We start from the raw sequence: 22849 nt of genomic DNA on the forward strand, positions 1-22849 counted from the left end.
GGCTCAATCGTCCTGCCCGTTCGGCGGTCGTTTGTCTTCAACACACTTCGGCTTGGCACTCGCATGCGCAGAGGCGCACGTTCCGCTGTTCGATCACTTGAGGTTTTTATGACACCGCGTTTGCTGGCCATGGCGCTGGCGCCCCTGCTCGGGCTATTCATTGTTGCCCTGGGCAACGGCTTTCTGTCTTCTTTGACCACCTTGCGCCTGGGCGCGGCCGGCGAATCGGCGACGATGATCGGCATCGTGTCCTCGGCCTATTTCATCGGCCTGACCCTGGGCGCGATCTTCAACGACCGGCTGATCCTGCGCATCGGCCATATCCGTGCCTACAGCAGCTTCGCCTCGCTGATCGCCGCGACCATCCTGCTGCAAGGGCTGTTTTATGACACCTGGGGCTGGGTCGTGCTGCGCCTGATCAACGGCTGGGCCACGGTCGGCGTGTTTCTGGTGATCGAGAGCTGGCTGCTGCTGGCCGGTGACGCGAAGATTCGCGGGCGTCTGCTGGCGCTGTACATGATCGTCCTCTACGGCGCCGGGGTGCTGGGTCAGGCGTTTTTGGGGAGAATCACCGGGCTGGGCGACACCGCTCCGTTCATGGTCGCCGGCATGCTGGCGACATTGTCGGTGCTGCCGATCGTGATCCTGCCGCGCGTTTCGCCGTTGCTGGAACAGGTCGAACCTCTCAAACCACGGGCCTTGCTCGGCGTATCGCCTACCGGACTGGTCGGCTGCTTCGGTTCCGGCGTGACTATCGCCGCGATATACACCCTGCTGCCGTTGTACCTGCAACGCATCGGCCTGAACGTCGGCGAAGTCGGCAGCATGATGGCCTGGACGGTCCTCGGCGCGATGCTCCTGCAATACCCGGTCGGGCGCTGGTCCGACCGCAAGGATCGACTGCAAGTGCTGACCGTACTGTGCGCCGCGTGCACCGTGCTGTCGCTGGTGATCGTGCTGGTGCCGCTGTCCTCGGCCATGCTCGCGGCGATGCTGTTCCTGCTGGGCGGCGGCGTGTTCGCGCTGTACCCGGTGGCGGTCAGCCATGCTGCCGACCGTGCGCCGGTGGAAACCCTGGTGCCGATGATTCAGGGCATGCTGCTGATCAACTCGCTGGGCTCGGCGATGAGCCCGCTGCTGATCTCGCCGGCGATGAACGCCCATGGCGAAACCGGCCTGTTCTGGGCCTTCGCGCTGGTCAACCTGGCCATGGTGACGTTCTTCTTCTGGCGTCGTGGCAAGCGTCCGGTACCGGCCAACCCGGCACCGTTTGCGGCGGCAGCGACGTTCTCGCCAACTGGCGCAGAGCTGCGGGTGACCGAAGATCTGCGTCAGGCCGCGCAGGACCATCCGCCGATGGTCGATGCGTTGAGTGGCGAAGCGGCGCCGCCAACGGCATCGCGCTACGAAGCCAGTTGAGTTTCTGGCAGGCATAAAAAAACCGGTGACTTTCGTCACCGGTTTTTTATTGCCTGCAAATTAGTGCGGCGCCCGAGGAATGGTCTTCATCAGGTCTTCAGGGCTGATATGCCCCACCACACTGCCCGGCTGCGGCAGATTCAGGATGTGGCCCTTCATCTTGCCGATCACGTGCATTTCGCACGGTTTGCAGTCGAACTTCAGGGTCAGCACTTCATCGCCGTGAATCAGCTGCATCGGCGCGACTTTGGTCTTCACGCCGGTCACGCCTTTGGCCTGTTTCGGGCACAGGTTGAAGGAGAACCGCAGGCAGTGCTTGGTGATCATCACCGGCACTTCGCCCGCCTCTTCGTGGGCCTCGTACGCCGCGTCGATCAGCTTCACGCCGTGACGGTGGTAGAAGTCGCGAGCCTTCTGGTTGTAGACGTTGGCCAGGAACGACAGATGCGCCTCCGGGTACACCGGCGGTGGCGTGGTCTCGGCCTTGCGCGAGCCGCGTGGGTGGGCGGCAACGCGGGCAGCGGTCAGCGCTTCGATCACTTCACGGCGCAACGACTTGAGCTGCGAGTTCGGGATGAAAAACGCTTGCGGCGCATCGAGTTTGATCGAGGTCGCGTGGTACTCGGTGGTGCCGAGCTGGCCGAGCAGGTCGTGCAAGGTGTCCAGCGCCTGTTCCGGTTTGTTGGCGACGCCGAACGGGCCGTCCAGCGCGACGCTGGCGCTGATGCCCTCTTCACTGGTCACGGTCAGTTCCAGACGCTCTTCACGCAGCTTCGCCAGCCAGCTCACGCCGATACGACGCTCGGCGGAGGTCTTGAGCAAGGCCTGCTGCCAGTTGTGGTCGAGGTTGCGGTTCAGCGGATGGTTCGGGCGCAGCTTGTACAGGCCTTCCGGCATTTCGTTCGGCTCGACGCGGTAGCGGTAACGCTTCTCGCCTTCTTCCTCGAACTCGCCCTTGGCTTCGGCGATGTTGGCGCGGAAACCCACCACTTCGCGTTTGACCAGCACGTTGAGGCCGTCGCCGTTGGACAGCGGCTCGTGGGTGATGACCTGCATGTCACGCTTGCCGACTTTCTCGACCGTGCCCACCGCCAGACCGGTGAAGGTCGGCGAATCGAAGGCGCCGATGTCGATCTTGCGCTCACTGACGAAGTAGTCGGTGCTGCCACGGTGGAAGGTCTTTTCCGGGTCCGGCATGAAGAAATGCGCGGTGCGGCCACTGGAAGCGCGGGCCAGGTCCGGACGGTCGTTGAGCACGTCGTCGAGGCGCTGGCGGTAATAGGCGGTGATGTTCTTCACATAGCCCATGTCCTTGTAGCGACCTTCGATCTTGAACGAACGCACACCGGCCTCGACCAGTGCGCGGATGTTGGCGCTCTGGTTGTTGTCCTTCATCGACAGCAGGTGTTTTTCGTAGGCGATCACGCCACCCTTTTCGTCTTTCAGGGTGTACGGCAGACGGCAGGCCTGGGAGCAGTCGCCACGGTTGGCGCTGCGCCCGGTCTGCGCGTGGGAAATGTTGCACTGACCGGAAAACGCCACGCACAACGCGCCGTGAATGAAGAACTCGATGGCAGCATCGGTTTCATCGGCGATCGCGCGGATTTCCTTGAGGTTCAGTTCACGGGCCAGAACCAGTTGCGAGAAACCGGCCTGATCGAGGAACTTGGCCCGCTCAAGGGTGCGGATATCGGTCTGGGTGCTGGCGTGCAGCTCGATGGGTGGAATGTCCAGCTCCATCACGCCCAGGTCCTGGACGATCAGCGCATCGACGCCGGCGTCGTACAACTGATGGATCAGCTTGCGTGCCGGCTCCAGTTCGTTGTCGTGCAGGATGGTGTTGATGGTGGTGAAGATGCGCGCGTGATAGCGACGGGCAAATTCCACCAGTTCGGCGATTTCGCTCACCTCGTTGCACGCGTTGTGGCGCGCCCCGAAGCTCGGGCCGCCGATGTACACCGCGTCGGCGCCATGCAGGATGGCCTCGCGGGCGATGGCCACGTCACGGGCGGGGCTGAGCAGTTCCAGGTGATGTTTGGGCAAGGACATATGTTTTTTTAGTCAGGCTGTCACGGTCGAAGCGCGCATTGTAGCCGCGAAACGCGTGGGCGGCACGCCTGTGCTGCCGGGTGGCAGCCCTGCTCAGGGCAGAACTGCCAAACCGAACCGCAAACTCAGGCCTTGGCAGCCATCGCAGTCACTTCCACCTTCATCCCTTCAACCGCCAGCGCCGCCACGCCAACCGCCGCACGCACCGGCCAAGGCTTGGCGAAGAAGCGTTTGTACACCTCGTTGAAGGCAGCGCGATCAGCCATGTCGGTCAGATAAATGGTCAGGTGCAGCACGCGGTCCATCGAGCTGCCGGCCTTTTCCAGCGCCACTTTCAGCGCCTGCAACGTGCATTCGCTTTGCGCGGTGACGTCGCCCAGTTCCAGGCTGCCGTCGGCACGGGTCGGGATCTGGGTCGACATCAGGATGCCGTTGAATTCGGTCACGTCCGAAGAGATCGAGTCTGCATCCGGGTCCGGGGTGTAGGTGATGTCTTGGTTGGCCATGGGAAAGTCCTTCGCTGGCAGTGAGGACGGCGCCATCGCGCGCCGTTTCGGGCGGCCAGTTTACAGACACGGCGGCGGGATTGAAGCCATGGCGGTTTTCGGGGTGGTTTCTGACGGATGTTTCAGTGTGTTTTGTTGGCCGCCAAACACGTTTCGATGCGGGTGTTTAGAGACATCTGGAGTTACGCGCAATTGCCCACAAATCCTTGCGCCAGAGCCTACGGCTACGCCAGAATCCGCCGGCTTGTGCGCCTTGGGGTCGGCCGGTAACTTGGATCGGGTCACTGATTCGCAGTGATCGGGTTTAGCAGCCCGGAGCATTTCACCCAAAGTTGCACGTGCTTTATCCAGTCAGGTCTTGACCTGTATTTGATGGTGGCTGTGCGCATGGCGTCCTCGGACGCGCCGGTTTTTTGGGTGGCTTTGGCCGGTCTGCTAACTTGCGCACAGCTGCCTCCCCCTTCGTTTAGCAGCGAGACGGTTGCAGCCTCAAATTAGAGGTTACCCAACATGTTCAAAGCAACGCCAAATCCCCCGGTCACCGAACCGGCCAGCATCACCGACCCGACTTCCCCCTACGAATGCCCTGATTCGAAGAAATTCAACGAAGCCGCCAACCGCGCCCTCGACTACCACCTCGGCCCGATGACAGCCCACATGATGGCCGCGCCCTACTCCCCCAACCGCCTCTACCAGACCAACCCGGCCAGCAACAACGAATCCCTGTTGGTCGACGCCGTCGAAACCCTCGGCTCGGCCAACGTCATGCTCCACAACTTCGCCGACCTGCTCCAAGGGCCTCACCGCAAGACCGCGCAGGGTATTGCGCAGGTTGTGATGCTGGCGGAGCTGGCGGTGAATCGGGTGTTGGATAAAGTTGTGCCGACGGAATAAGTCGCACCGGTAAAGTCTCATTTACGCTACCACTCAACATCAAAAGGGGACGATTAAACAAATCTGTCCCCTTTTAATTCCGTCCCCTTTTAATTCCTTTTGACCTAATTTATTTCGACTGAGCCTCATCCCCTACATAAGCATCTTTTTGCCCCATGCCAACCATAATACCGTGGTGCGCCCTACTATATCTTTCATCAAACAAAGCCGAAGTCGAATCCAAAAAGTCTGAAACGATGACATCCTCGGTATACCCCAAGATTCCCCGCAGCTTCTCGGAATCATTCACATATACCAATGCCTTTGATTTTGACCTGTCGATCTGAATAGCATCAAAACCAATTCCCATAACCCTTAGCTTTGCTTGAAGATCTGAATCCGTTAGTAATTCTTCCGAGGGAAGATTCATCAACAGTAATTTTTTCACAACCACACCCTCCAACAGACAATACAACCAACAAAGACAATCAAAGGGGACAGATTTAATTACTGCGCCCCCATAAGCAAAGTATCAACATAAATACCCACAAACACACCTGATAGAAATGACAGGTTTTAATACTTATTTAGAACAACAAAAATTCTGAATAACTATAAAAACCACGAACGCAAACTCATTTAATTCATTCCCTCCCCGAACCAACCAACCCATCTCCATTTCGCCCCATCCACACCGTTCCCAACTGGATATCCCCCCAATCCCAATTATGCTCAAAGAAACCCCGCCCTCCCGCGAGGTCGAGAGTCTGTGCACGCTCCACGAAGCACCTGCTCCAGCACCAACCAAAGGCCTCGGGTACGCGACGTTGATGAAGTGCTCCGGCCTCTAACAACAAGCACGACGGAGAACCCCCATGGCCGTACTCGACAGCATGTCCACCGGCAGTGCGCCGCATCCGCACCACAGTGTCAGCAAGGAGGAGCGCAAGGTCATCTTCGCCTCCTCCCTCGGCACGGTGCTCGAACGAACAAAGGGGACAGATTTATTTTCCGACCCTCCACCCGAAAAAGTATCGACATAAAGGCCTAAAACCACACCTGATAGAAATGACAGTTTTTAATACTGATTCAGAACAACCAAAATTCTGAACAATCATAAGAGGTAGCAGGCACAGACTTATTTAACTCACCCTCTCAGCCCAAGCGGATACATTCTCTGACACATCCCACCAGCTTCAGCCTCACCACCTTCTAAACTTCATCCGTCAAAACAAGGACGTAGGAAGACTCATGCCCAGAACGGGACGCATCGTGCTACCCCACTACCCGCACCACATCGTGCAGCGCGGCCACAACAGGCAGGTCGTATTCGCCGCGCCAGCTGACTTCGAACGCTATCTCTCTGACCTGCGCGAACTCAAAGAAGCATTAGGTATAAAAGTTTATGCCTACTGCTTGATGACCAACCATGTCCACTTGCTGCTCGCCCCTGGGGAATCAACGTCCAGCCTTGGACAGCTCATGAAAGCCCTCGCCGGACGGATGACGCGGTATCGCAACAAGGTAGAGGGGAGGACCGGGACGCTGTGGGAAAGTCGCTACATCGAGCTAAACCCGGTGCGGGCCCGGATGGTGGCTCGTGCAGAAGATTATCGCTGGTCAAGTTTTGCCCTGCGCCTGAGCGATTTCTCTGCATCCACATGGCTGGACAAAGATCCCTGTTTTCTGGAGCTGGGGCCTACGGATGCCATACGGCGAGAACGCTATAAATCGTTTATTGAGATGGCGACACCCACCAATGAATTGCAACTCATAAGGGGTGCACTTCAGCGGAGCCAACTGACTGGAAACACGAGATTCGTCGACGAGATCGAGAAAATCACCGGAAAACGAATTGACTTCAGAGCGCGAGGACGGCCCGAAAAAGATGCTTAACGTCAAAAGGGGGCGATTAAATAAATCTGTCCCCTTTTGATGTTAATATTTTTGAATCAGGGAGCGTACAAGTCCAACATCCCCTCCACCCTTTCATCACATTGAACGTCACTTATAAAGCACAAAAGAGTGCCCTTGTAATTGCTAATAGTAGTCGTTGGTTTCGTTTTGACCGTTATGACTGTCTTCGCCGCCGAGAATGCCTGATAAGTTGAGGTGAGTATTGAATTCCGTCCTTGCTCACCAATGAACTGCACCGCACAGCTAACTTTCCCCTGTAGATCATCGTCCACAGTCAATTCAACCCCAATGGGGCTCCCTGCCGCCACGTCGGGTGTTGTCAGAAGTGCTGACACTCCATCGCAGGTGGTCGGTGCTGCCTGTAGAACTACCGGCACACCTGAAGCGATAAAAAACACAAAAGCCATACTTGCGCCAAGGTAACTCATAAGTTCTCCTCCTTAACGGCGAGGACGCCCAGATAAAACTGCTTATCGTCAAAAGGGGCGATCAAATAAATCTGCCCCCTTTTGATTTTAAATAAATCTTTCCCCTTTTGATTAATAAAGGGAGACCAATAAAGGGACAGATTTATTTACCAAAGGACGATTAAATAGATCTGCCCCTTTTTTTATTTGTACGGCTCCAATAGATCAACTACCTTTATGCCGGTGACCAGAATCTCATCTTGCACAGAAAGCTCAACAAACTCTGGCGCTTCATTTTTTTGCCGAGGAAGATCGCGAAGCTACTTCTGCGTACTCAACGATGGCTTTCCTAGACTCCCTTTCTATCGAAACGCTTATTACCATCACCCCAACTTTTCGCAAATCAGCAGCAAGGTTTTCGGAAGTTGCTGCTAATGGTACGTCGGGCAACATAAATTTAGGCATAACCAACTCCTCAAAACAAATGTAAAAAAAATATGGGGACAGACTTATTTTCCGACCCTCCACCAAAAAAAGAATCGACATAAAAGCCTGAAAGCGCACCTGATAGAAATAACAGTTTTTAATAATTATTTAGAACAACTCAAATTCTGAATAACCATAAGAACCTACGCCCGCAAACTCTTTTAACTCATTCTCTCCTCGAACCAACCAATCTCTCTCCGTCACTGCCCACATCCGCCGACACTGGATATCCCCCCAATCCCAATTATGCTCAATGAAACCCCGCCCTCCCGCGCGGGGCGGTGATTCTGTGCACGCTCCACGAAACACCTGATACGGCATCCGCCACAGGCCTCGGGTACGCGACGTTGATGAAGTGCTCCGGCCTACAAAAACAAGCACGACGGAGAACACCCATGGCAGTACTCGACAGCATGTCCACCGGCAGTGCGCCGCATCCGCACCACAGTGTCAGCAAGGAGGAGCGCAAGGTCATCTTCGCCTCCTCCCTCGGAACGGTCTTCGAGTGGTACGACTTTTACTTATACGGCTCACTCGCGGCGATCATCGCCAAGCACTTCTTTGCCGGGGTGAACGAGACCACCTCCTTCATCTTCGCCCTGCTCGCCTTCGCCGCCGGTTTTGCGGTACGGCCGTTCGGTGCGGTGGTGTTCGGGCGATTGGGGGACATGATCGGGCGCAAACACACGTTTCTGATCACGATTGTGATCATGGGTGTGTCGACGGCGATTGTGGGTTTCCTGCCCGGTTACGCGACCATCGGGGTCGCGGCGCCGATCATTCTGATTACCCTGCGACTGCTGCAAGGCCTGGCGCTGGGCGGTGAATACGGCGGCGCGGCGACCTATGTGGCCGAGCATGCGCCGAAGGGTAAACGCGGGTATTTCACCTCGTGGATTCAGACCACCGCGACGCTGGGGCTGTTTCTGTCGTTGCTGGTGATTCTGGCCTGCCGCACCGCGCTGGGCACCGAGGCGTTCGAGGCCTGGGGCTGGCGGATTCCGTTCCTGCTGTCGATCCTGCTGCTGGCGGTGTCGGTGTACATCCGTCTGCAACTGAACGAGTCGCCGGTGTTCATGAAGATGAAGGCCGAAGGCAAGGCGTCGAAAGCGCCGCTGACCGAATCCTTCGCCCGTTGGGATAACCTGAAAATCGTGATCATGGCCCTGCTTGGCGGCACCGCCGGGCAAGCGGTGGTCTGGTACACCGGGCAGTTTTACGCGCTGTTTTTCCTGCTGCAAACCCTGAAGATCGACCCGCAGACCGCCAACCTGCTGATTGCCGGATCGCTGCTGATCGGGACGCCGTTCTTCGTGATTTTCGGCAGCCTGTCCGACCGCATCGGGCGCAAGGGCATCATCATGGCCGGGTGCATTCTGGCGGCAGTGACCTACTTCCCGATCTTCCATGCGCTGACCCAGTACGGTAACCCCGACGTGTTCATCGCCCAGGAAAAGAATCCGGTCAAAGTGGTCGCCAGCCCTGACCAGTGCTCGTTCCAGTTCGATCCGGTGGGCAAGGCCAAATTCACCAGTTCCTGCGACCTGGCGAAAACCATCCTGGCCAAACGTGCGATCCCGTACGAAAACGTGGTGGCGGAACCGGGCACCGTGGCTCAGGTGCGCATCGGCGACAAGGTCATCGAAAGCTTCGAAGGTACCGCCCTGCCGGCCGCCGACTTCAAGACCCGCAACGACGCCTTCACCGCCAGCCTAGGCACCGCATTGAAAGAGGCCGGTTACCCGGAAAAGGCTGACCCGGCCAAGACCAATTACCCGATGGTCTTGCTCCTGCTGACCGTGCTGGTGATCTACGTGACCATGGTTTACGGCCCGATTGCGGCATGGCTGGTCGAGCTGTTCCCGGCGCGCATCCGCTACACCTCGATGTCGCTGCCCTATCACATCGGCAACGGCTGGTTCGGCGGGTTCCTGCCGACCGTGGCGTTTGCCATGGTCGCGGCCACCGGGGACATCTACTACGGCTTGTGGTACCCGATTGTCATTGCGGTGATGACGGCGATTCTTGGCATCTTCTTCATGCCGGAAACCAAGGATCGGGACATCCATCACACCTGAAACCGTGGCGGCCCTCTTTCGTCGAGAGAGGGCCGTCAACGCACGTTGCGATACAGCATCAGCCGTGCGCTTTCGTGCAGTCCCCGGGTCAGCTCGACCAGTCTCTGAAATTCTTCGGGATGCGCATCGGCGACGTTCTCCAGCGGTGTCGCCGATTTCAGGTCATGCAACGTCGGCGCGCTGCCGTCGTGTTGCATCTGCAGCAAGTGATCCTTGGTTACTCCGCCGATCAAAGGGAACGTCCCTTCGCGCAACACCAATGGCACCACCCGCTCGCCTTCGGGCGCCGGTTGCTGCAGGTCGCGGCCCATGGCGCCGTTCTCAAAAGCCACGCCGGCCATGCCCGCCACCGTCGGCAGCAGATCGGCAAGCCCCACCGCCTCTTCGATCACCTTCGGCTTGAGCAGCCCCGGCGCATGAATCAGCATCGGCACATGGTTGCTTTCCAGCCCCAGTTGTTCGAAGGCCGGCGGCATGTGCGGGATGCGGCTGATGCGGGTGTTGTGGTCGCCGAAGAACACGAAAATCGTGTTGTCGTAGTAGCCGCCGGCCTTGGCCAGTTCCATCAGGCGACCGATGTTGAAGTCCAGCAGCCGCACCGCGTTGTATTGCTCGACGCTGCGCGAGCCGGCGTTTTGCACCTGCTCCAATGAGAGATTGCTGATTTCGAAGCCGTCGTTGTCCTTGGGAATGGTGAACGGCCGGTGATTGCCCGAGGTTTGCACGTAGGCAAAGAACGGTTTGTCCTTGGGCAGTGCGCGCAGAATCTCATCGCCTTCCTTGAACAGGTCCAGATCGGAAATCCCCCACACATCCACCCGTGGCGAACGCCAGTCGCGCTCTTCGTAGAGGCGCACACCGTCGATGCTTTGCTGGATCAGCGCATTGATGTTGGCCCAACCGGCGTTGCCGCCAATCATGTAGAGCTTCTGGTAGTCGGTGAAGGCATTGATCAGCGTGCGTTGGTTGGTGATCAGCGGATGGCGGGTAGCGGTCTCCTGCCGGGTGACGTCGGGGACGCCGGTGATGCTCGCCCACACGGTTTTCGCAGTGCCGGTGACCGGGACGTAGAAATGTTTGAAGAACCAACTCTCGTTTGCCAGCCGATCCAGGTTAGGCGTCGGATTTAACGGGTTTCCGTATGCACCCACCGCGCTGGTGCCCAAAGATTCAAGCATCACGAACATCACATTCGGCGCTCGCTCCGCCGCGACGCTGTAGGGCTGCACGGATTGCCGGCGTTCGAACGCAAGGCTTTGCGCATCCGGCGGATCCACCCCCAGATAACGGGAAATGACCGGGTAATGCGCCCGCACCTGCGCCTCGTCGAACTGCGCCTGCCCGGCCTTTAGCGTGTCATAGAGGAACAGCACCGGATTCAGGCCCACGGCAGCAATCTGTCCGTTACCGGAAAAGAACGCATCACTCCAGCGCAGCGGCACCGGGTTTTCCAGGTTGAGCTTGTCGACCCGGCCCAACACCGCCAGCAGGACGGCCACGAAACCTACACCGGCACCTACGGCGATTGACCTGCGACGAATAACCCGTGGCTCGCGGACCAGCGTCAATCGTTCCAGGCGCACAAAACCGTAGAACCACAGCGTAAGAACCGCGAGCCAGCCCAACGCAATCCACAGCACCGGATAGGTTTCCCGAACCATCTGCTGCGAGATCTGCGCATCGTCCAGATATCGCAGCACCGTGGCGTTGATCCGCACGCCGAGGTAGGCGTAATGGCCAAAGTCGATGATGTACACCAGACCGATCAGCCCCAATGCCAGCAACAGATAAACCCGGGCCACGCCGCGCAATAGCGGCACCGTGGTCAGATTCCAGCGCGGCAGCCACGCCAGCACCGCCAATGGCAGCACCAGCAACAGCGCCAGCCTCAAATCGAAACGAAAGCCGATGCCCAGGGTTTGCAGCCATTGCGGGTCGGCAAAGAACTGCGCGGCATCCACCCCGGAAAACCCGAACAAGAACACCAGCCGCAGCAACGCAAACAGCAGAAACGCCAAACCTGTCGCGCCCACGCCATAGCGCAGGCGACGCGATTGCAACCACCCCATCGTTTACCTCTGTGTTGTTCGTTGAGATGGCAGGAATTGCCACGCTGCCTTGATGCAAAATCCGAAACCGGCGATCAGGCAATAACCCGCCAGCAAAGGATCGATCAGGTAATCCCAGTAGTTTTCCGAAGGCTTGAGGCGCAGCGCGAACGCCAACGTAGCCAACGCCAGCATCGCCACGCCCAGTGTGTTACGCAGCCAAAGCAGCGCCAAAGTCGCCAGCCCGACAGCCACAATCATCGGCCGCGGATTGAAGCCCCAACGGTAAGGATCGACATAGGTCAGGCCCATCGTCGCCGGGTACAACAGCGCCGTCAGCATCACGAACAGTCCTAACACCTGCACTCGCGAAAACGTTCTCAAGGGTTGAACCACACCGAGGCGCAACAACGCGGCCCAGCCAAGAAACACCAGCGTGGTGATCGCCAGATCATCGGTAAAACTGCGTACATATGCCGCCAGCGGCAGGCCGTTGAGCGGGATGAAGCTGACCAGCGCCAGCATCGGCAACAGCCACGGACGCCAGCGTTGGGTGAATTGAAAGGAACCCAGCAAAACAAAACCGAGCAGGATGAAACTCAAATGGGCTTGCCAGAGAAACAGCATCACAGGCGCTCCGCCAGCCAGGCATCGTTGAAGCTGACATGTTTGATGAAGGTGTTGTTCCAGGAATAAACCAGGTGATACAGGCCATCGCTGCCACGGCTGAAGTACGGGTATTCGTACTCGAATTCACAGCCTTCGGGCTTGCACACGCGGTAGTCGAGATTGCTCAGGAAACGTTGTTCCAGTGGCAAACGCTGGGCGCCGCTGGAGGCGCGAAAGCCTTCGCCGATGATCGCCTTGTAGGTCTCGGGCGAAAACGGCTGGCCGAGGGGATCGGGGGACTGGTCGAGTTCGATCACGTTGCGCCAGTCGTTGAGATTGGCATCGGTGCCGTACAGGCTGAGCTTGAAGCGACCGTCGCGCAGGTCATTGAGCGCCACCAGCAAACCGTCATCAGCGGTGCCTACCGCCGCCAGCGACGAATTGGGGTTGGCCGGTTCCAGCGGATAGGGCTCGCTCCAGGTCTGCCCAGCGTCTTCGGTGCGGCTGGCCAGCACCTTGTGATGGGTTTCACCGGCATAACGCAGCATCGCCACGGCGCGGCGTTCGTCCTGCGGCACGATGGTCGGTTGCAGCGAATGCTTGCCCCGGCTGATGCGGAATTTGTCGATCACGGCGCCGTCCGCGCTCAGGTACAGGTACTCGGCGAACTTGCCCATGAACTCGTGATACACCGGCAGCCCGATCGAGCCATCGGCATGAAACACCGGCGCGGCGCGCACCAAAGTGCTGATATTGAAGAACGGCGAAGTGATCAGCTGTCGCGGCGCCGTCCAGTTGCGCCCCAGGTCATCGGAAACCATCACGTTGATCGCACTGGTGGCCCAGCCGCCCACGGATACCGAGACATAGAACATCCACAAACGCTGATCCGGCGCGAGAGCGATCACCGGGTTGCCGAGTTTGCGGATGTAGCGCTGGGTGCCGGCGACGGTGGACTCGCGGGTGGCCAGCACCTGTTCGGCGCCCCACTCTGCGGTTTTGGCGTTGTAACGCGCGGTGCGGATCTGCACGTCGGCGGCGCCTTCGCGGGAGCCGGCGAACCACACGGCCATCAGGTCGCCGCCGGGCAGCGCGGTGAGCGAAGACGAGTGCACGAAATCATCCAGTTCCGAGGACACGAAACGGCTGCTGTACATCGGTTCCGCAGCGTTCGCCGAGGGTTGGACGGCAGGCGTTTCAACCGCAAACGGCGCCAGTACATGCTCCGGGTGACTGCGCCACGCCGCGATAAAAATCAGGCTCACGGCAAGCGCGGCGACAACGAATCTCAAGCGAAAGGACAAGGCACGCATAGGCAGCTCATGGCAGTTACGAGATGGCAAACCATCGAAAGAACATCCCTGTCACTGGCCCGGATCGTCCGGCAGACGGCGCCGGCGCCGGCGCCCGGTGAGCATCGACAACGGCAGGTTGTCGCGCACTTGAACACTTTCAAACAGCGCCGCCGCGATGTGCACGATCACCAGCGCCAGCAACGCATCGGCGGCGGTTTCGTGGACTTGCAGCGGCCAGTCGGCGCCCCACAGGGCATCGATTTCTTCCATGGCCCAGCCGCTGAGGCCGACCGTCAGCATCGCCAGCAGCATCGCGATCATCACCAGTGCGCCGATCGGCGAATGCCCGAGACGATGCTCGGGCCGCCCGGCGATCAGCGACCGGGCATGGGCCGCCAGCCGTGACGGCGTCGGCCAGAAGTCCGACCAGCGCGCACTGCGCGGCCCGACGAAACCCCACACCAGACGCACCAGCAGCCAGCCCATGGCGTAATAACCGAGCCAGACATGCCAGTCGTCACCGGCCTCATTGAAGAAGTAGTTGGCGGCAAAGACCCCGGCAATGGACAGGTGGAACACCCGCACCACCGGGTCCCAGAGACGCAGGGAGTCCCGTGGCATCAACCCTTGATCTCGGTTTTCACCGCTTTGCCGCTGACCGGGTCGTGGTAGATCTCGACCTTGCGCTTGTCCTTGTCGAAGCCGTAGATCTCGTAGCAGTTGCCGTCGGTGACCTTGAACTTGCTGATTTCGTAGCCCTGGGATTTCAGCTGTTCCTGAAACGCCTTCTGGTCCTGCCACTGCGAACGTTCGGCCGTGGTGCATTGCGGGCCGGCGACGGCCAGGGGGCTGGCGACAATCAGGGACAACAGCACAAGTTTGCGCATGGAAGCACTCTCGCTGGATGGGAAAGGCCTCACTGTGCAAAACCAAGCTTAACGAAAGCTTAGTTGGCAACGAGTCGTAACATCTTCGCCGGCGCAAGGGCTGCCACGGCAGCAAGGCGAGCGGCATGATGCCGCCGGACACGCGCCCGATTTCCCACAGAGAACATGCCATGCGCCTACTTCTGGTCGAAGATGACCGCGCCCTCGGCCAGGGCATCCGCGTAGCCCTGAGCAACGAGGGCTACACCCTCGACTGGTTGCAGGATGGCGTCAGTGCGCTGCATGCATTGCGCAGCGAAAGCTTCGATCTGTTGCTGCTCGACCTCGGCCTGCCAAGGCTCGACGGCCTGGCGCTGCTGCAACAATTGCGCGCCAGCCAGCATGATTTGCCGGTGCTGATCCTCACCGCCCGCGACGGCACAGCCGAACGCATCGCCGGGCTGGACGCCGGCGCTGACGATTATCTGGTCAAGCCATTCGATGTCGACGAACTCAAGGCGCGCATCCGTGCCTTGCTGCGGCGCAGTCAGGGCCGTGCGCAACCGGTGCTGGAGCACGCCGGCGTCTGCCTCGACCCGATCAGCCAGCAAGTCACCTGGCGCGGCAGCACGGTGGTGGTGACGCCGATGGAATATCAGCTGTTGCACCAACTGATGGCCCGCCCCGGCAAGGTCGTCACCCGCGAACGCCTGTCGCGCACCTTGTACGGCTGGCAGGAGCGGGTCGAAAGCAACACCCTGGAAGTGCTGATCCACAACCTGCGCAAGAAACTCTCCGCCGAGCTGATCCGCACTGTGCGCGGTGTGGGGTATGTCGTGGAGCTCAAGCCATGAACTCGATTCGCGCGCGGATTCTGCTGCCGGTTCTGTTTCTGGTTCTACTCGGCGATGTGCTGATCAGCTGGGCGGTGTTGCGCTACAGCCACCACGAAATCGAAGAAATCTACGACGCCCAGCTGGCGCAAAGCGCCCGCCTGCTGCAAGGCGTGCTGGCCCAGCGCGCACCCGGCGACAACGATTGGGAGCGCCTGCATCAGGCCTTCGACGAAGCGATGAGCCGGGACGGTGACGGCGATGGCGAAGCTGCTCACCCTTACGAAACACGCCTGACCTTTCAGGTCTGGCGCAATGACGGCCAGTTGCTGATGCGCTCGGCCGAAGCGCCGATTCTGGATGCACCGCCGGCCACCCTCGGCGCCCATGACCTGATGGAAAACGGTCGCGACTGGTGCGCCTTCCTGCTCCAGGACCCGCGACAAGGCCTGTTGATCTGGGTCGGCGAGCGCGACGACATCCGCCAGGATCTGATCACCCGCATCGTCGGCCATACCCTGTGGCCAAGCCTGATCGGCGTGCCGCTGCTGACCATTTTGATCTGGCTGGCCATCGGCTGGGGTTTGCAGCCGTTGCGGGCCATGGCCCAATCGATTCGCGGCCGCGACACCGACACCCTGAAACCCCTGCACCTGAGCCCCCTGCCCCAGGATCTGGAACCGATGCAGACCGCGCTCAACCGCCTGCTGCAACAGATCGACAACCTGCTGGCCCGGGAGCGACGCTTTATCGCCGACGCCGCCCATGAACTACGCACACCGCTGGCGATCCTGCGGATTCATGCGCAGAACGCGCAATTGGCCAACACCCCGCAACAGCGCGAGGAAGCGCTGGAGTTTCTGGTCAGCGCCGTGGACCGCGCCACGCGTATCGCCAGCCAGTTGCTGACCATGGCGCGCATCGAACCGCGTCTGGCATCCCCGCAAAACGCCCGCGTCGAACTGACCGCGCTGGTGCGCGAGGAACTGGCCGAGCTGACACCGCTGGCCCTGGAAAAAGACGTCGAACTGATCCTCGACAGCGATCATCACTGCCCGGTCGATACCGATCCGGTGGCGTTGGCCATCGCTCTGCAAAATCTGGTAACCAATGCGCTGAACTTCGCCCCGCCCGGCAGCGAAGTGCGGGTTCAGGTGCAGCCACAGGCCTGCGGTTCGGTGTCGATCAGCGTCGAAGATGCCGGCCCCGGCATCGATGAGCAGCAATACGCGCGGTTGTTCGAACGCTTCTATAGCGAGGGCCACGCCAACGGCGCCGGTCTCGGGCTGGCCATCGTGCAGATGATCGTGAGCAAGATCGGCAGCACCCTGCAGCTGTACAACCGGCCTGAAGGCGGGTTGTGCGCCGAGCTGCTAATCCCTGCGGGGTCAACCGAACCTGCGCCGGGCATTTAACGAAATTTTCATGTTTGCCTGCCTATGATCCGGGCCTTCGTTGGGGAGTAACCTGCTTCCGAGCCCCTCGGAAGCGTTCGTATCAACATATTCGGCAACATGCCGTGGTGCGAACACCTTCGGGTTGGTGAGACCGACGACACATCCATGCCGAAAGTCGGGCGTGTGGTTGTGTCGTTGACTCATGGCCCGACTGGAAGTATTGCCCGTGAATCCTGTTTCCCTGATCTTCCTCGCACTCGCCATGTCCACGGATGCCTTCGCGGCCGCCATCGGCAAAGGCTCCAGCCTGCACAAACCGCGTCTGACCGAAGCCCTGCGCACCGGTTTGATCTTTGGTGTCATCGAAGCAATCACCCCGGTCATCGGCTGGTTCATCGGCCAGGCCGCCACCCGTTGGGTGGAAAGCTGGGACCACTGGATCGCCTTCACCCTGCTGGTCGCGTTGGGTCTGCACATGATCCACAACGGCCTCAAGCACGAGGAAGCCGAAGAAGAAAAACCGGGGCAGCACTCGTTCTTCATCCTCGCCGTCACCGCCGTGGCCACCAGCATCGACGCCCTGGCCGTCGGCGTCGGCCTGGCGTTTGTCGATGTGAACATCTGGGTGGCCGCTGCCGCCATTGGCCTGGCGACCATGACCATGGTCACCCTTGGCGTGATGCTCGGTCGGGTGCTGGGTACCGTGGTCGGCAAGCGTGCGGAAATCGTCGGTGGCGTGGTGCTGATGATCGTCGGTGCGACGATTCTCTACGAACACCTTTCGGCCTGAACCTGAATGCCGGTGTCAGGGTGTCTGCAAACGCCCCGGCACCGGAGCAGAGCTCGACGCGCCGCCCGATGGCGCGTCGATTTGTTCCAGACTCAAGTGCGCGGTTTCCCTGAGGAAGAACGAGCAGACCGCCACGATCCCCAGCGCCACCGCCCCGTAAACCGCAACGCCAAACGCATTGTGGTTGTTGGCAATCAGAATGGCCGTGGCCGCACTCGATGCCGTCCCGCCTCCCAGCGCAGCACCGATCTGGTACGCCGCCGACATCCCTGAATAACGCATGTCCCGTGGGAACTGCTCGGCCAGGAACGCCGGGATCGGCCCCTGTGTTGCGCCCATGAACGCACCGATCACGATGTAGGCGAACGTCGATACCAACAGGCTTTTCAACCCTACCAACGGAAAGAACACGAAGAACCCGGCCGCCATGATGAACGCCCCGAGGATCATCACCTTGCGCCGGCCGATCCGGTCGGAGAGCAAGGCAAACAGCGGCGCAGTGATGACGATGGCAACCGATAAGGCGATGTCGAAAATCAGTGCATCGGTGCTGCCATAACCCAGTTGCGTGGCGTAGGACAGAAAGAACGTGCTGCCGATGTAGGCGATGGTCACGTAGCCAAACGCGATGCCGGTGCACAGCAACATGGCCCGAGGTCGTGCGCGCAACGCTTCAATCAGCGGCATGCGCCCGTGTCCCTTTGACTCGCCCAACGACTGCGCCGGTTTCTGCAACCGCGCATACAGCCCGACCAGCACCAGCACACCGCCCAGCCAGAACGGAATGCGCCAGGCAAAACCGGCAAGGTCATCGTTCGCCGCCACGCTGACCACGGCGAACACCGCTGAGCCGAGAATCCCGCCAATGCCAATGCCCATGCTGGTGAAGCTGCCCCACAACCCTCGACGCCCCACGGGTGCCGATTCGATGCCGAACAGCGCAGCCCCGCCCCACTCGCCCCCGGCGGCAAAACCCTGCACCAGTCGCAACAACACCAACAGCGCTGGTGCACCTGCGCCGAGGGTGGCGTAACCCGGCAAACAGCCGATCAGAAAGGTGCTGAGCCCCATCAACAACAAGGTGATGACCAGCATTTTCTGGCGCCCGAGTTTGTCGCCGTAATGCCCGAACACCACGCCGCCCAACGGCCGGGCAAAGAACCCTGCGCCGAACGCGCCAAAAGCTAAGAGGGTCGCGGTGAGCGGTTCCATCTGCGGGAAAAACACCTTCGGGAACACCAGCGCGGCGGCGGTGCCGTAGATCACGAAGTCATAAAACTCCAGGGCGGTGCCCATGCCGGAGACGAAGAAAGTTCTCAGTGCCGACGGTGAACCCGCCGTGCGTTCAGGGTGACTGGCCATGTGGGGTGCTCCTCTTGTTGTTGTTTTTCGGGGCATTGCTTTGGGGTTTTCAGAAACGCTGGTAACCGTTGCGGGCCAACTGTTTCGGGTTGCCGGCGGCGAATTCGAGCACGCAGTGTTCAGTGTCGATGCCGATGGTCAGCAAGGTTTCCCAGCGCTCGGTGGCCGGCATGCTCGGGTCGGGATGGAAGCAGATCGGCGCCTCTTCGCCGGCCGCGCCGCACATGGCATCGGCCCGGCGCACGAGGTCGCCCTCGGTCATGCCGTTCAGCAAGGCGTTGACGTGATCGATGCGCGCGTAGGTGGTCGAGGCGTCCGGCGTGCGTTCGCCAGCGCTCAGGTTTGGGTCAAGGAAATGGTTGGTGTGGGTGATCCAGCCTTCGGCGTCCGGCAGCACCACGGCGGTGGCGGCAGGTGACATTTCGACGCTGCAGGCGCGGATTTTCGAGTCTTCGCGTGCGAACACCGTCAGCACCGTGGACGCACTGACCCGCGCCGAACGCGCCAGTTCGATGGCCTCATCGACGCTGCGCGCCTGCTCCAGAATCCGCCGCGCAATCGCGTGCACCGGCACCCCGCCGCTGCCGTTGTCGCTGGCATGGTGAAGGATGTTGAAGTGCAGCCCGAGGCCTGCGCTGTTGACGCCGATCTTGCCGAGCATGCCGAACTCGGTGAACAGCTTGACGGTCATCCCGGCGTCGGTGGTCAGTTGCAGGATCAGGCCGTTGGGCACCAGCGTGTCGTGCCAGTCCCAGGTCTGGATGGTTTTTGGTGCCTGCGGGCCATGGGGTGCGAAGACCGCCGTCGAGCATTCGCCTTCATTCGAGGGCATGACCGCGAGGATTTCGGTGCGGGCGTTCAGGGCCGCGAGTTGCCACAGCGGCAGATCCGCGCCTTCGGCCATGGCGACAACTTCCTCGGCCAGCGCCGGGCTCCAGTCATCCAGGGCTTTCAGGCTGGCTTCGCCGATGGCGCGCACTTGCTGTGGCGGGATATCGAGCTGATTGAAAAAGTCGAGGTACAGCGCAACGGTCTGGCGAATCTGCGCGCTGAAGGCATCACCGATCTGGTGCCCACGGGTTTGCGGGTTACGGGTGTCGGTGACGAAGCAATGAAGGTTCACGAAAGGGTTTCCTTTTTTGGCGTTGTAATCGGAGTGCGGCTTACGGCTGGCGGCGATAGATTTCGCGGCCGGCGAAGAAGGTGTTGAGCACCAGGGTGTCGCGCAGGGCTTCGGGGGCGACCGTGAATACATCGCGGTCGAGCACGATCAGGTCGGCCTGTTTGCCGGGTTTGAGTGAGCCGATGCTGCCTTCAAGGCGCAGGACCTTGGCGGCATTGAGGGTGTAGGCCTGGAACATGACCTGGCGGTCGATGTCTTCGGCGGCGTTGAGCACGCCTTTCGGGCCTTTGCGGCTGACGGCCTGGTAAATGGCTTTCCACGGTTCCGGCGTGGTGATCGGCCAGTCGCTGGCACCGGCGATGGTGGCGCCCTGCTTGAGCAGCGAGCGCGCCGGATAGGTGTACATGAAGGCCATGGCGCTGACGTAAGGCTTGACCAGATCCATGCTCGATTCATCGGCGCTGGCCCAGTACATCTGCATCGACGCGATGACGTTCAACGCCTTGAACCGGGCGAATTCTTTCGGGTTGACCATTTGCAGATGGGTGATGGAATGGGCGATGCCGCTCTGGCGATCCTTGCGCGCCTGCTCGATGCCGTTGAGGGATTCACGCACCGCGCGGTCGCCGATGGCGTGGATGTGCACCAGCCAGCCACGGGCGTCGGCGGCGCTGACCAGTTCGCCAAAGTGCGCCGGGTCGATCAGCAGCTCGCCGGACTTCTTCGAGTTTTTGTAGGGCTCCAGCATCGCGGCACTCTGCGCGGGCGATTCGGCCACGCCGTCGGCGAACACCTTGATGCCCGGCAGCGTCAGGTTGTGCACGCCGAGGAACTGCTGGCGGACCTTCTCCAGCTCATCGAGGTCGGCGGGTGTGGCCTTCGAATCGGCCATCAGCAACGCGGCGACGTGGGCGGTGAGTTCGCCGTTTTCCGACAGCGTCTTATAGGTTGGCAAGACGCCCAGCGAGTCGTTTTTCACGTCGGCGCCGGGCAGTTCGTTGGCCAGCGGGTCCATCCACCCGGTGATCCCGAGGCTTTTGTAGTAATCCAGCGCGGCGCGACCGCCCGCCAGCAACGCGTCATCGCTCGGCGGCGGCAACAGGGCCTGCACCGGATAGAGCCCGGCGTCCACCATAAAGCCGTTCGGTTGTCCGTTTGGGTGATGACCGAGGGTGTCTTTCTCTTCGGGTTTGAGCGCCTGAATGCGCGCCGCATCGATGCCGGCGCGTTTAAGCATCGCCTGATTGGCCCAGCCGGTGTGCAGGTCCCAGCCCAGCAGCAACAACGGCTGATCGGCCCACTCACCCTGATTAAAGCGCTGTTCCAGCGCGTCGATCCGGTTCCAGTAAGTCGAGGGCAGTCCACCGACGCTGAGGAATTCGCCGCGTCGGGCCTTGCCGTCCTCACGCCATTGGCGCAAGCGCGATTCCAGCTCATCGAGCGGCAACATCTGCCCGTCGAGATTGGCCTGCAGCATCTGCAAGCCACCCTTGAGGGTGTGGGAGTGAGAGTCGATGAAACCGGGCATCACCACTTTGCCGCCCAGATCGATCAGCCGGGTGTCGGCGTTCTTCAGGCGCAGCACCTGCGCATCCGAGCCGACCGCGACGACCTTGTCACCTTCGATGGCGACGGCCTGCTGCAACGGCTGGCCGGGTTCGGCGGTGTAGATTTTTGCGTTGTGCAGGATCAGGTCGGTGGCCGCCAGACTTTCCAGCGAGGCACAGGCCAGTGCGGACGACACCATCAGGGTCAGAAGCTGCTTCATGAGCGTTCTCGTTATTTTTGTTAGGCTGAGGCCAGATTAGCCAAGCCCGCCGGATAACTGAATGCCGTCTCACGCACAACTTCTGTGCCCATCAGGAATAGATCAATGGACAAAATGAGCGCCCTGACCATGTTCGTCGCCACCGCCGAACACGGTAATTTCAGCCGTGCCGCCGAGGTGCTCGGCAACACGCCGTCGGCCCTGACCAAGGCCGTGGCGCAATTGGAAGAGGAGCTCGGCAGCCGTTTGTTCGACCGCACCACACGACGCATGGCGCTGACCGAGGCCGGGCGGATCTATCTGGAAGGCGCACGTCAGGCGCTGTTGCAGCTGCAACTGGCCAGCGAAGGTGTCGAACAGCTCAAGCACGAATTGCGCGGCGAGTTGCGCATCATCGCCCCGCCCTCCTTCGCCCCGGCCTTTCTCAATCAGGTGTGCTGCCGCTTTCTGAACGAGCACCCGCAGGTGAATCTGGAAGTGGATCTGAGCGACAACTACGACGATCCGGTGGATGGCAGCTATGACCTGGCGCTGCGAGACGGGCCGATCGATCTGCCGGGAGTCATCGCCCAACCGCTGGTGGAAAACCGCGTGCAGCTCTGCGCCAGCCCGGCCTATCTGGCGCGCAAGGGCAGCGATGTGTCGCTGGACAACTATCACCAGCACGACTGGCTGATCTTCCGTCATCCGCTGCTCAACCGGCATTTCTGGTGGGTCAAGCAAGGCGAGCGACGCCTGCGCATGACCCAGCCGACGCCGCGCATCGCCAGTGACAATTACGATTTCCTGCTGGCCTGCCTGCTTGACGGCCAGGGCCTGCAATTTCTCCCGCAGTGGAGCGCCGCGCCGTATCTCGCGCGGGGCGAACTGGTGGAATTGATGCCCGAATACTGGCGTGAGCCCAGCGCTTTCGGCCCGTGGATCTACGTGCTGTACCAGGCCCATCGGCGCAATACGCGCAAGGTCAAGGTGTTCATCGATTTCCTGAAGGCGCACTGGCAAGCGGCGTAATCCGTTTGTGTC

The 22849-nt window shown here is 60.3% G+C and carries 21 protein-coding genes; 9 read left to right on the forward strand and 12 right to left on the reverse strand.

All coding sequences use genetic code 11. The features are described 5' to 3' along the window. Window positions 1–108 precede the first annotated feature (108 nt). Window positions 109–1419 carry an MFS transporter gene (locus tag M5B44_RS27410; protein WP_248741158.1) on the forward strand — a complete coding sequence of 437 codons (1311 nt, stop codon included), beginning with the start codon at window positions 109–111 and terminating at the stop codon, window positions 1417–1419. A 60-nt stretch (window positions 1420–1479) separates the two neighbouring features. On the opposite strand, the gene M5B44_RS27415 is transcribed toward M5B44_RS27410, so the two are convergent. Beyond that, window positions 1480–3468 (reverse strand): peptidase U32 family protein, encoded by a 1989-nt coding sequence (locus M5B44_RS27415; RefSeq protein WP_085708386.1) that lies wholly within the window; start codon window positions 3466–3468, stop codon window positions 1480–1482. A 125-nt stretch (window positions 3469–3593) separates the two neighbouring features. Continuing rightward, window positions 3594–3974: a RidA family protein gene (locus M5B44_RS27420; protein WP_065261325.1), complete on the reverse strand. Its 381-nt coding sequence runs from the start codon at window positions 3972–3974 to the stop codon at window positions 3594–3596. 510 nt (window positions 3975–4484) lie between these two features. On the opposite strand from M5B44_RS27420, the gene M5B44_RS27425 reads away from it, so the two are divergent. Then, window positions 4485–4868, forward strand: a complete 384-nt coding sequence (locus M5B44_RS27425) for a DUF6124 family protein (RefSeq protein ID WP_248741159.1) — start codon at window positions 4485–4487, stop codon at window positions 4866–4868. Between the two features lie 109 nt (window positions 4869–4977). Here the strand turns inward: M5B44_RS27425 and M5B44_RS27430 are convergent, their stop codons facing one another. Beyond that, window positions 4978–5295, reverse strand: a complete 318-nt coding sequence (locus tag M5B44_RS27430) for a hypothetical protein (RefSeq protein WP_248741160.1) — start codon at window positions 5293–5295, stop codon at window positions 4978–4980. Window positions 5296–5722: 427 nt separating this feature from the next. Here M5B44_RS27430 and M5B44_RS27435 point away from each other — a divergent pair, with 427 nt between their 5' ends. Both M5B44_RS27435 and M5B44_RS27440 read left to right on the forward strand, forming a co-directional pair. Then, window positions 5723–5890 (forward strand): hypothetical protein, encoded by a 168-nt coding sequence (locus M5B44_RS27435; RefSeq protein ID WP_248741215.1) that lies wholly within the window; start codon window positions 5723–5725, stop codon window positions 5888–5890. Window positions 5891–6098: 208 nt separating this feature from the next. Next, window positions 6099–6743, forward strand: a complete 645-nt coding sequence (locus tag M5B44_RS27440) for a transposase (protein ID WP_248741161.1) — start codon at window positions 6099–6101, stop codon at window positions 6741–6743. A 56-nt stretch (window positions 6744–6799) separates the two neighbouring features. Here M5B44_RS27440 and M5B44_RS27445 read toward each other — a convergent pair whose 3' ends face one another. Beyond that, window positions 6800–7192, reverse strand: a complete 393-nt coding sequence (locus M5B44_RS27445; protein WP_248741162.1) for a hypothetical protein — start codon at window positions 7190–7192, stop codon at window positions 6800–6802. 860 nt (window positions 7193–8052) lie between these two features. On the opposite strand from M5B44_RS27445, the gene M5B44_RS27450 reads away from it, so the two are divergent. Then, window positions 8053–9735, forward strand: a complete 1683-nt coding sequence (locus M5B44_RS27450) for an MFS transporter (RefSeq protein ID WP_134826597.1) — start codon at window positions 8053–8055, stop codon at window positions 9733–9735. A gap of 35 nt (window positions 9736–9770) precedes the next feature. Here the strand turns inward: M5B44_RS27450 and M5B44_RS27455 are convergent, their stop codons facing one another. From M5B44_RS27455 to M5B44_RS27475, 5 genes are read right to left on the reverse strand one after another with little or no spacing between them, the layout of a single operon-like run. Next, window positions 9771–11804: an LTA synthase family protein gene (locus tag M5B44_RS27455; RefSeq protein ID WP_248741163.1), complete on the reverse strand. Its 2034-nt coding sequence runs from the start codon at window positions 11802–11804 to the stop codon at window positions 9771–9773. Between the two features lie 3 nt (window positions 11805–11807). Then, window positions 11808–12410 (reverse strand): hypothetical protein, encoded by a 603-nt coding sequence (locus M5B44_RS27460; protein ID WP_248741164.1) that lies wholly within the window; start codon window positions 12408–12410, stop codon window positions 11808–11810. Continuing rightward, entirely contained in the window at window positions 12410–13705 is a 1296-nt protein-coding gene (locus tag M5B44_RS27465) for a sialidase family protein (protein WP_248741165.1), read from the reverse strand. The genes M5B44_RS27460 and M5B44_RS27465 overlap by 1 nt, the downstream gene beginning before the upstream one ends. A 51-nt stretch (window positions 13706–13756) precedes the next feature. Beyond that, window positions 13757–14308 (reverse strand): cytochrome b/b6 domain-containing protein, encoded by a 552-nt coding sequence (locus M5B44_RS27470; protein WP_248741166.1) that lies wholly within the window; start codon window positions 14306–14308, stop codon window positions 13757–13759. Continuing rightward, on the reverse strand, window positions 14308–14574 hold the full coding sequence (locus M5B44_RS27475) for a PepSY domain-containing protein (protein ID WP_114882494.1): 267 nt from the start codon (window positions 14572–14574) through the stop codon (window positions 14308–14310). Before M5B44_RS27475 ends, M5B44_RS27470 begins: the two co-directional genes overlap by 1 nt. A 170-nt stretch (window positions 14575–14744) precedes the next feature. Here M5B44_RS27475 and M5B44_RS27480 point away from each other — a divergent pair, with 170 nt between their 5' ends. The 3 genes from M5B44_RS27480 (at window position 14745) to mntP (ending at window position 17573) form a co-directional block, all read left to right on the forward strand. Then, complete coding sequence (locus M5B44_RS27480; protein ID WP_119429240.1) at window positions 14745–15407, forward strand: response regulator; 663 nt, start codon at window positions 14745–14747, stop codon at window positions 15405–15407. Beyond that, entirely contained in the window at window positions 15404–16801 is a 1398-nt protein-coding gene (locus tag M5B44_RS27485; RefSeq protein ID WP_248741167.1) for an ATP-binding protein, read from the forward strand. Before M5B44_RS27480 ends, M5B44_RS27485 begins: the two co-directional genes overlap by 4 nt. A 208-nt stretch (window positions 16802–17009) precedes the next feature. After that, on the forward strand, window positions 17010–17573 hold the full coding sequence (gene mntP, locus M5B44_RS27490; protein ID WP_248741168.1) for a manganese efflux pump MntP: 564 nt from the start codon (window positions 17010–17012) through the stop codon (window positions 17571–17573). Between the two features lie 15 nt (window positions 17574–17588). Here mntP and M5B44_RS27495 read toward each other — a convergent pair whose 3' ends face one another. From M5B44_RS27495 to M5B44_RS27505, 3 genes are read right to left on the reverse strand one after another with little or no spacing between them, the layout of a single operon-like run. Beyond that, a complete protein-coding gene (locus M5B44_RS27495; RefSeq protein WP_248741169.1) occupies window positions 17589–18935 on the reverse strand; it encodes an MFS transporter in 1347 nt (448 codons plus the stop codon). Window positions 18936–18984: 49 nt separating this feature from the next. Beyond that, complete coding sequence (locus tag M5B44_RS27500; protein ID WP_248741170.1) at window positions 18985–20058, reverse strand: C45 family autoproteolytic acyltransferase/hydolase; 1074 nt, start codon at window positions 20056–20058, stop codon at window positions 18985–18987. Between the two features lie 40 nt (window positions 20059–20098). Further along, on the reverse strand, window positions 20099–21826 hold the full coding sequence (locus tag M5B44_RS27505; RefSeq protein WP_248741171.1) for an amidohydrolase: 1728 nt from the start codon (window positions 21824–21826) through the stop codon (window positions 20099–20101). A gap of 105 nt (window positions 21827–21931) precedes the next feature. On the opposite strand from M5B44_RS27505, the gene M5B44_RS27510 reads away from it, so the two are divergent. After that, the gene (locus M5B44_RS27510) at window positions 21932–22837 is read left to right on the forward strand and encodes a LysR family transcriptional regulator (RefSeq protein ID WP_096821669.1); all 906 of its coding nucleotides are present in this window, start codon (window positions 21932–21934) and stop codon (window positions 22835–22837) included. Window positions 22838–22849 lie beyond the last annotated feature (12 nt).

This window comes from Pseudomonas sp. MWU12-2029 (genome assembly GCF_023242425.1).
Classification (GTDB): domain Bacteria; phylum Pseudomonadota; class Gammaproteobacteria; order Pseudomonadales; family Pseudomonadaceae; genus Aquipseudomonas; species Aquipseudomonas kribbensis.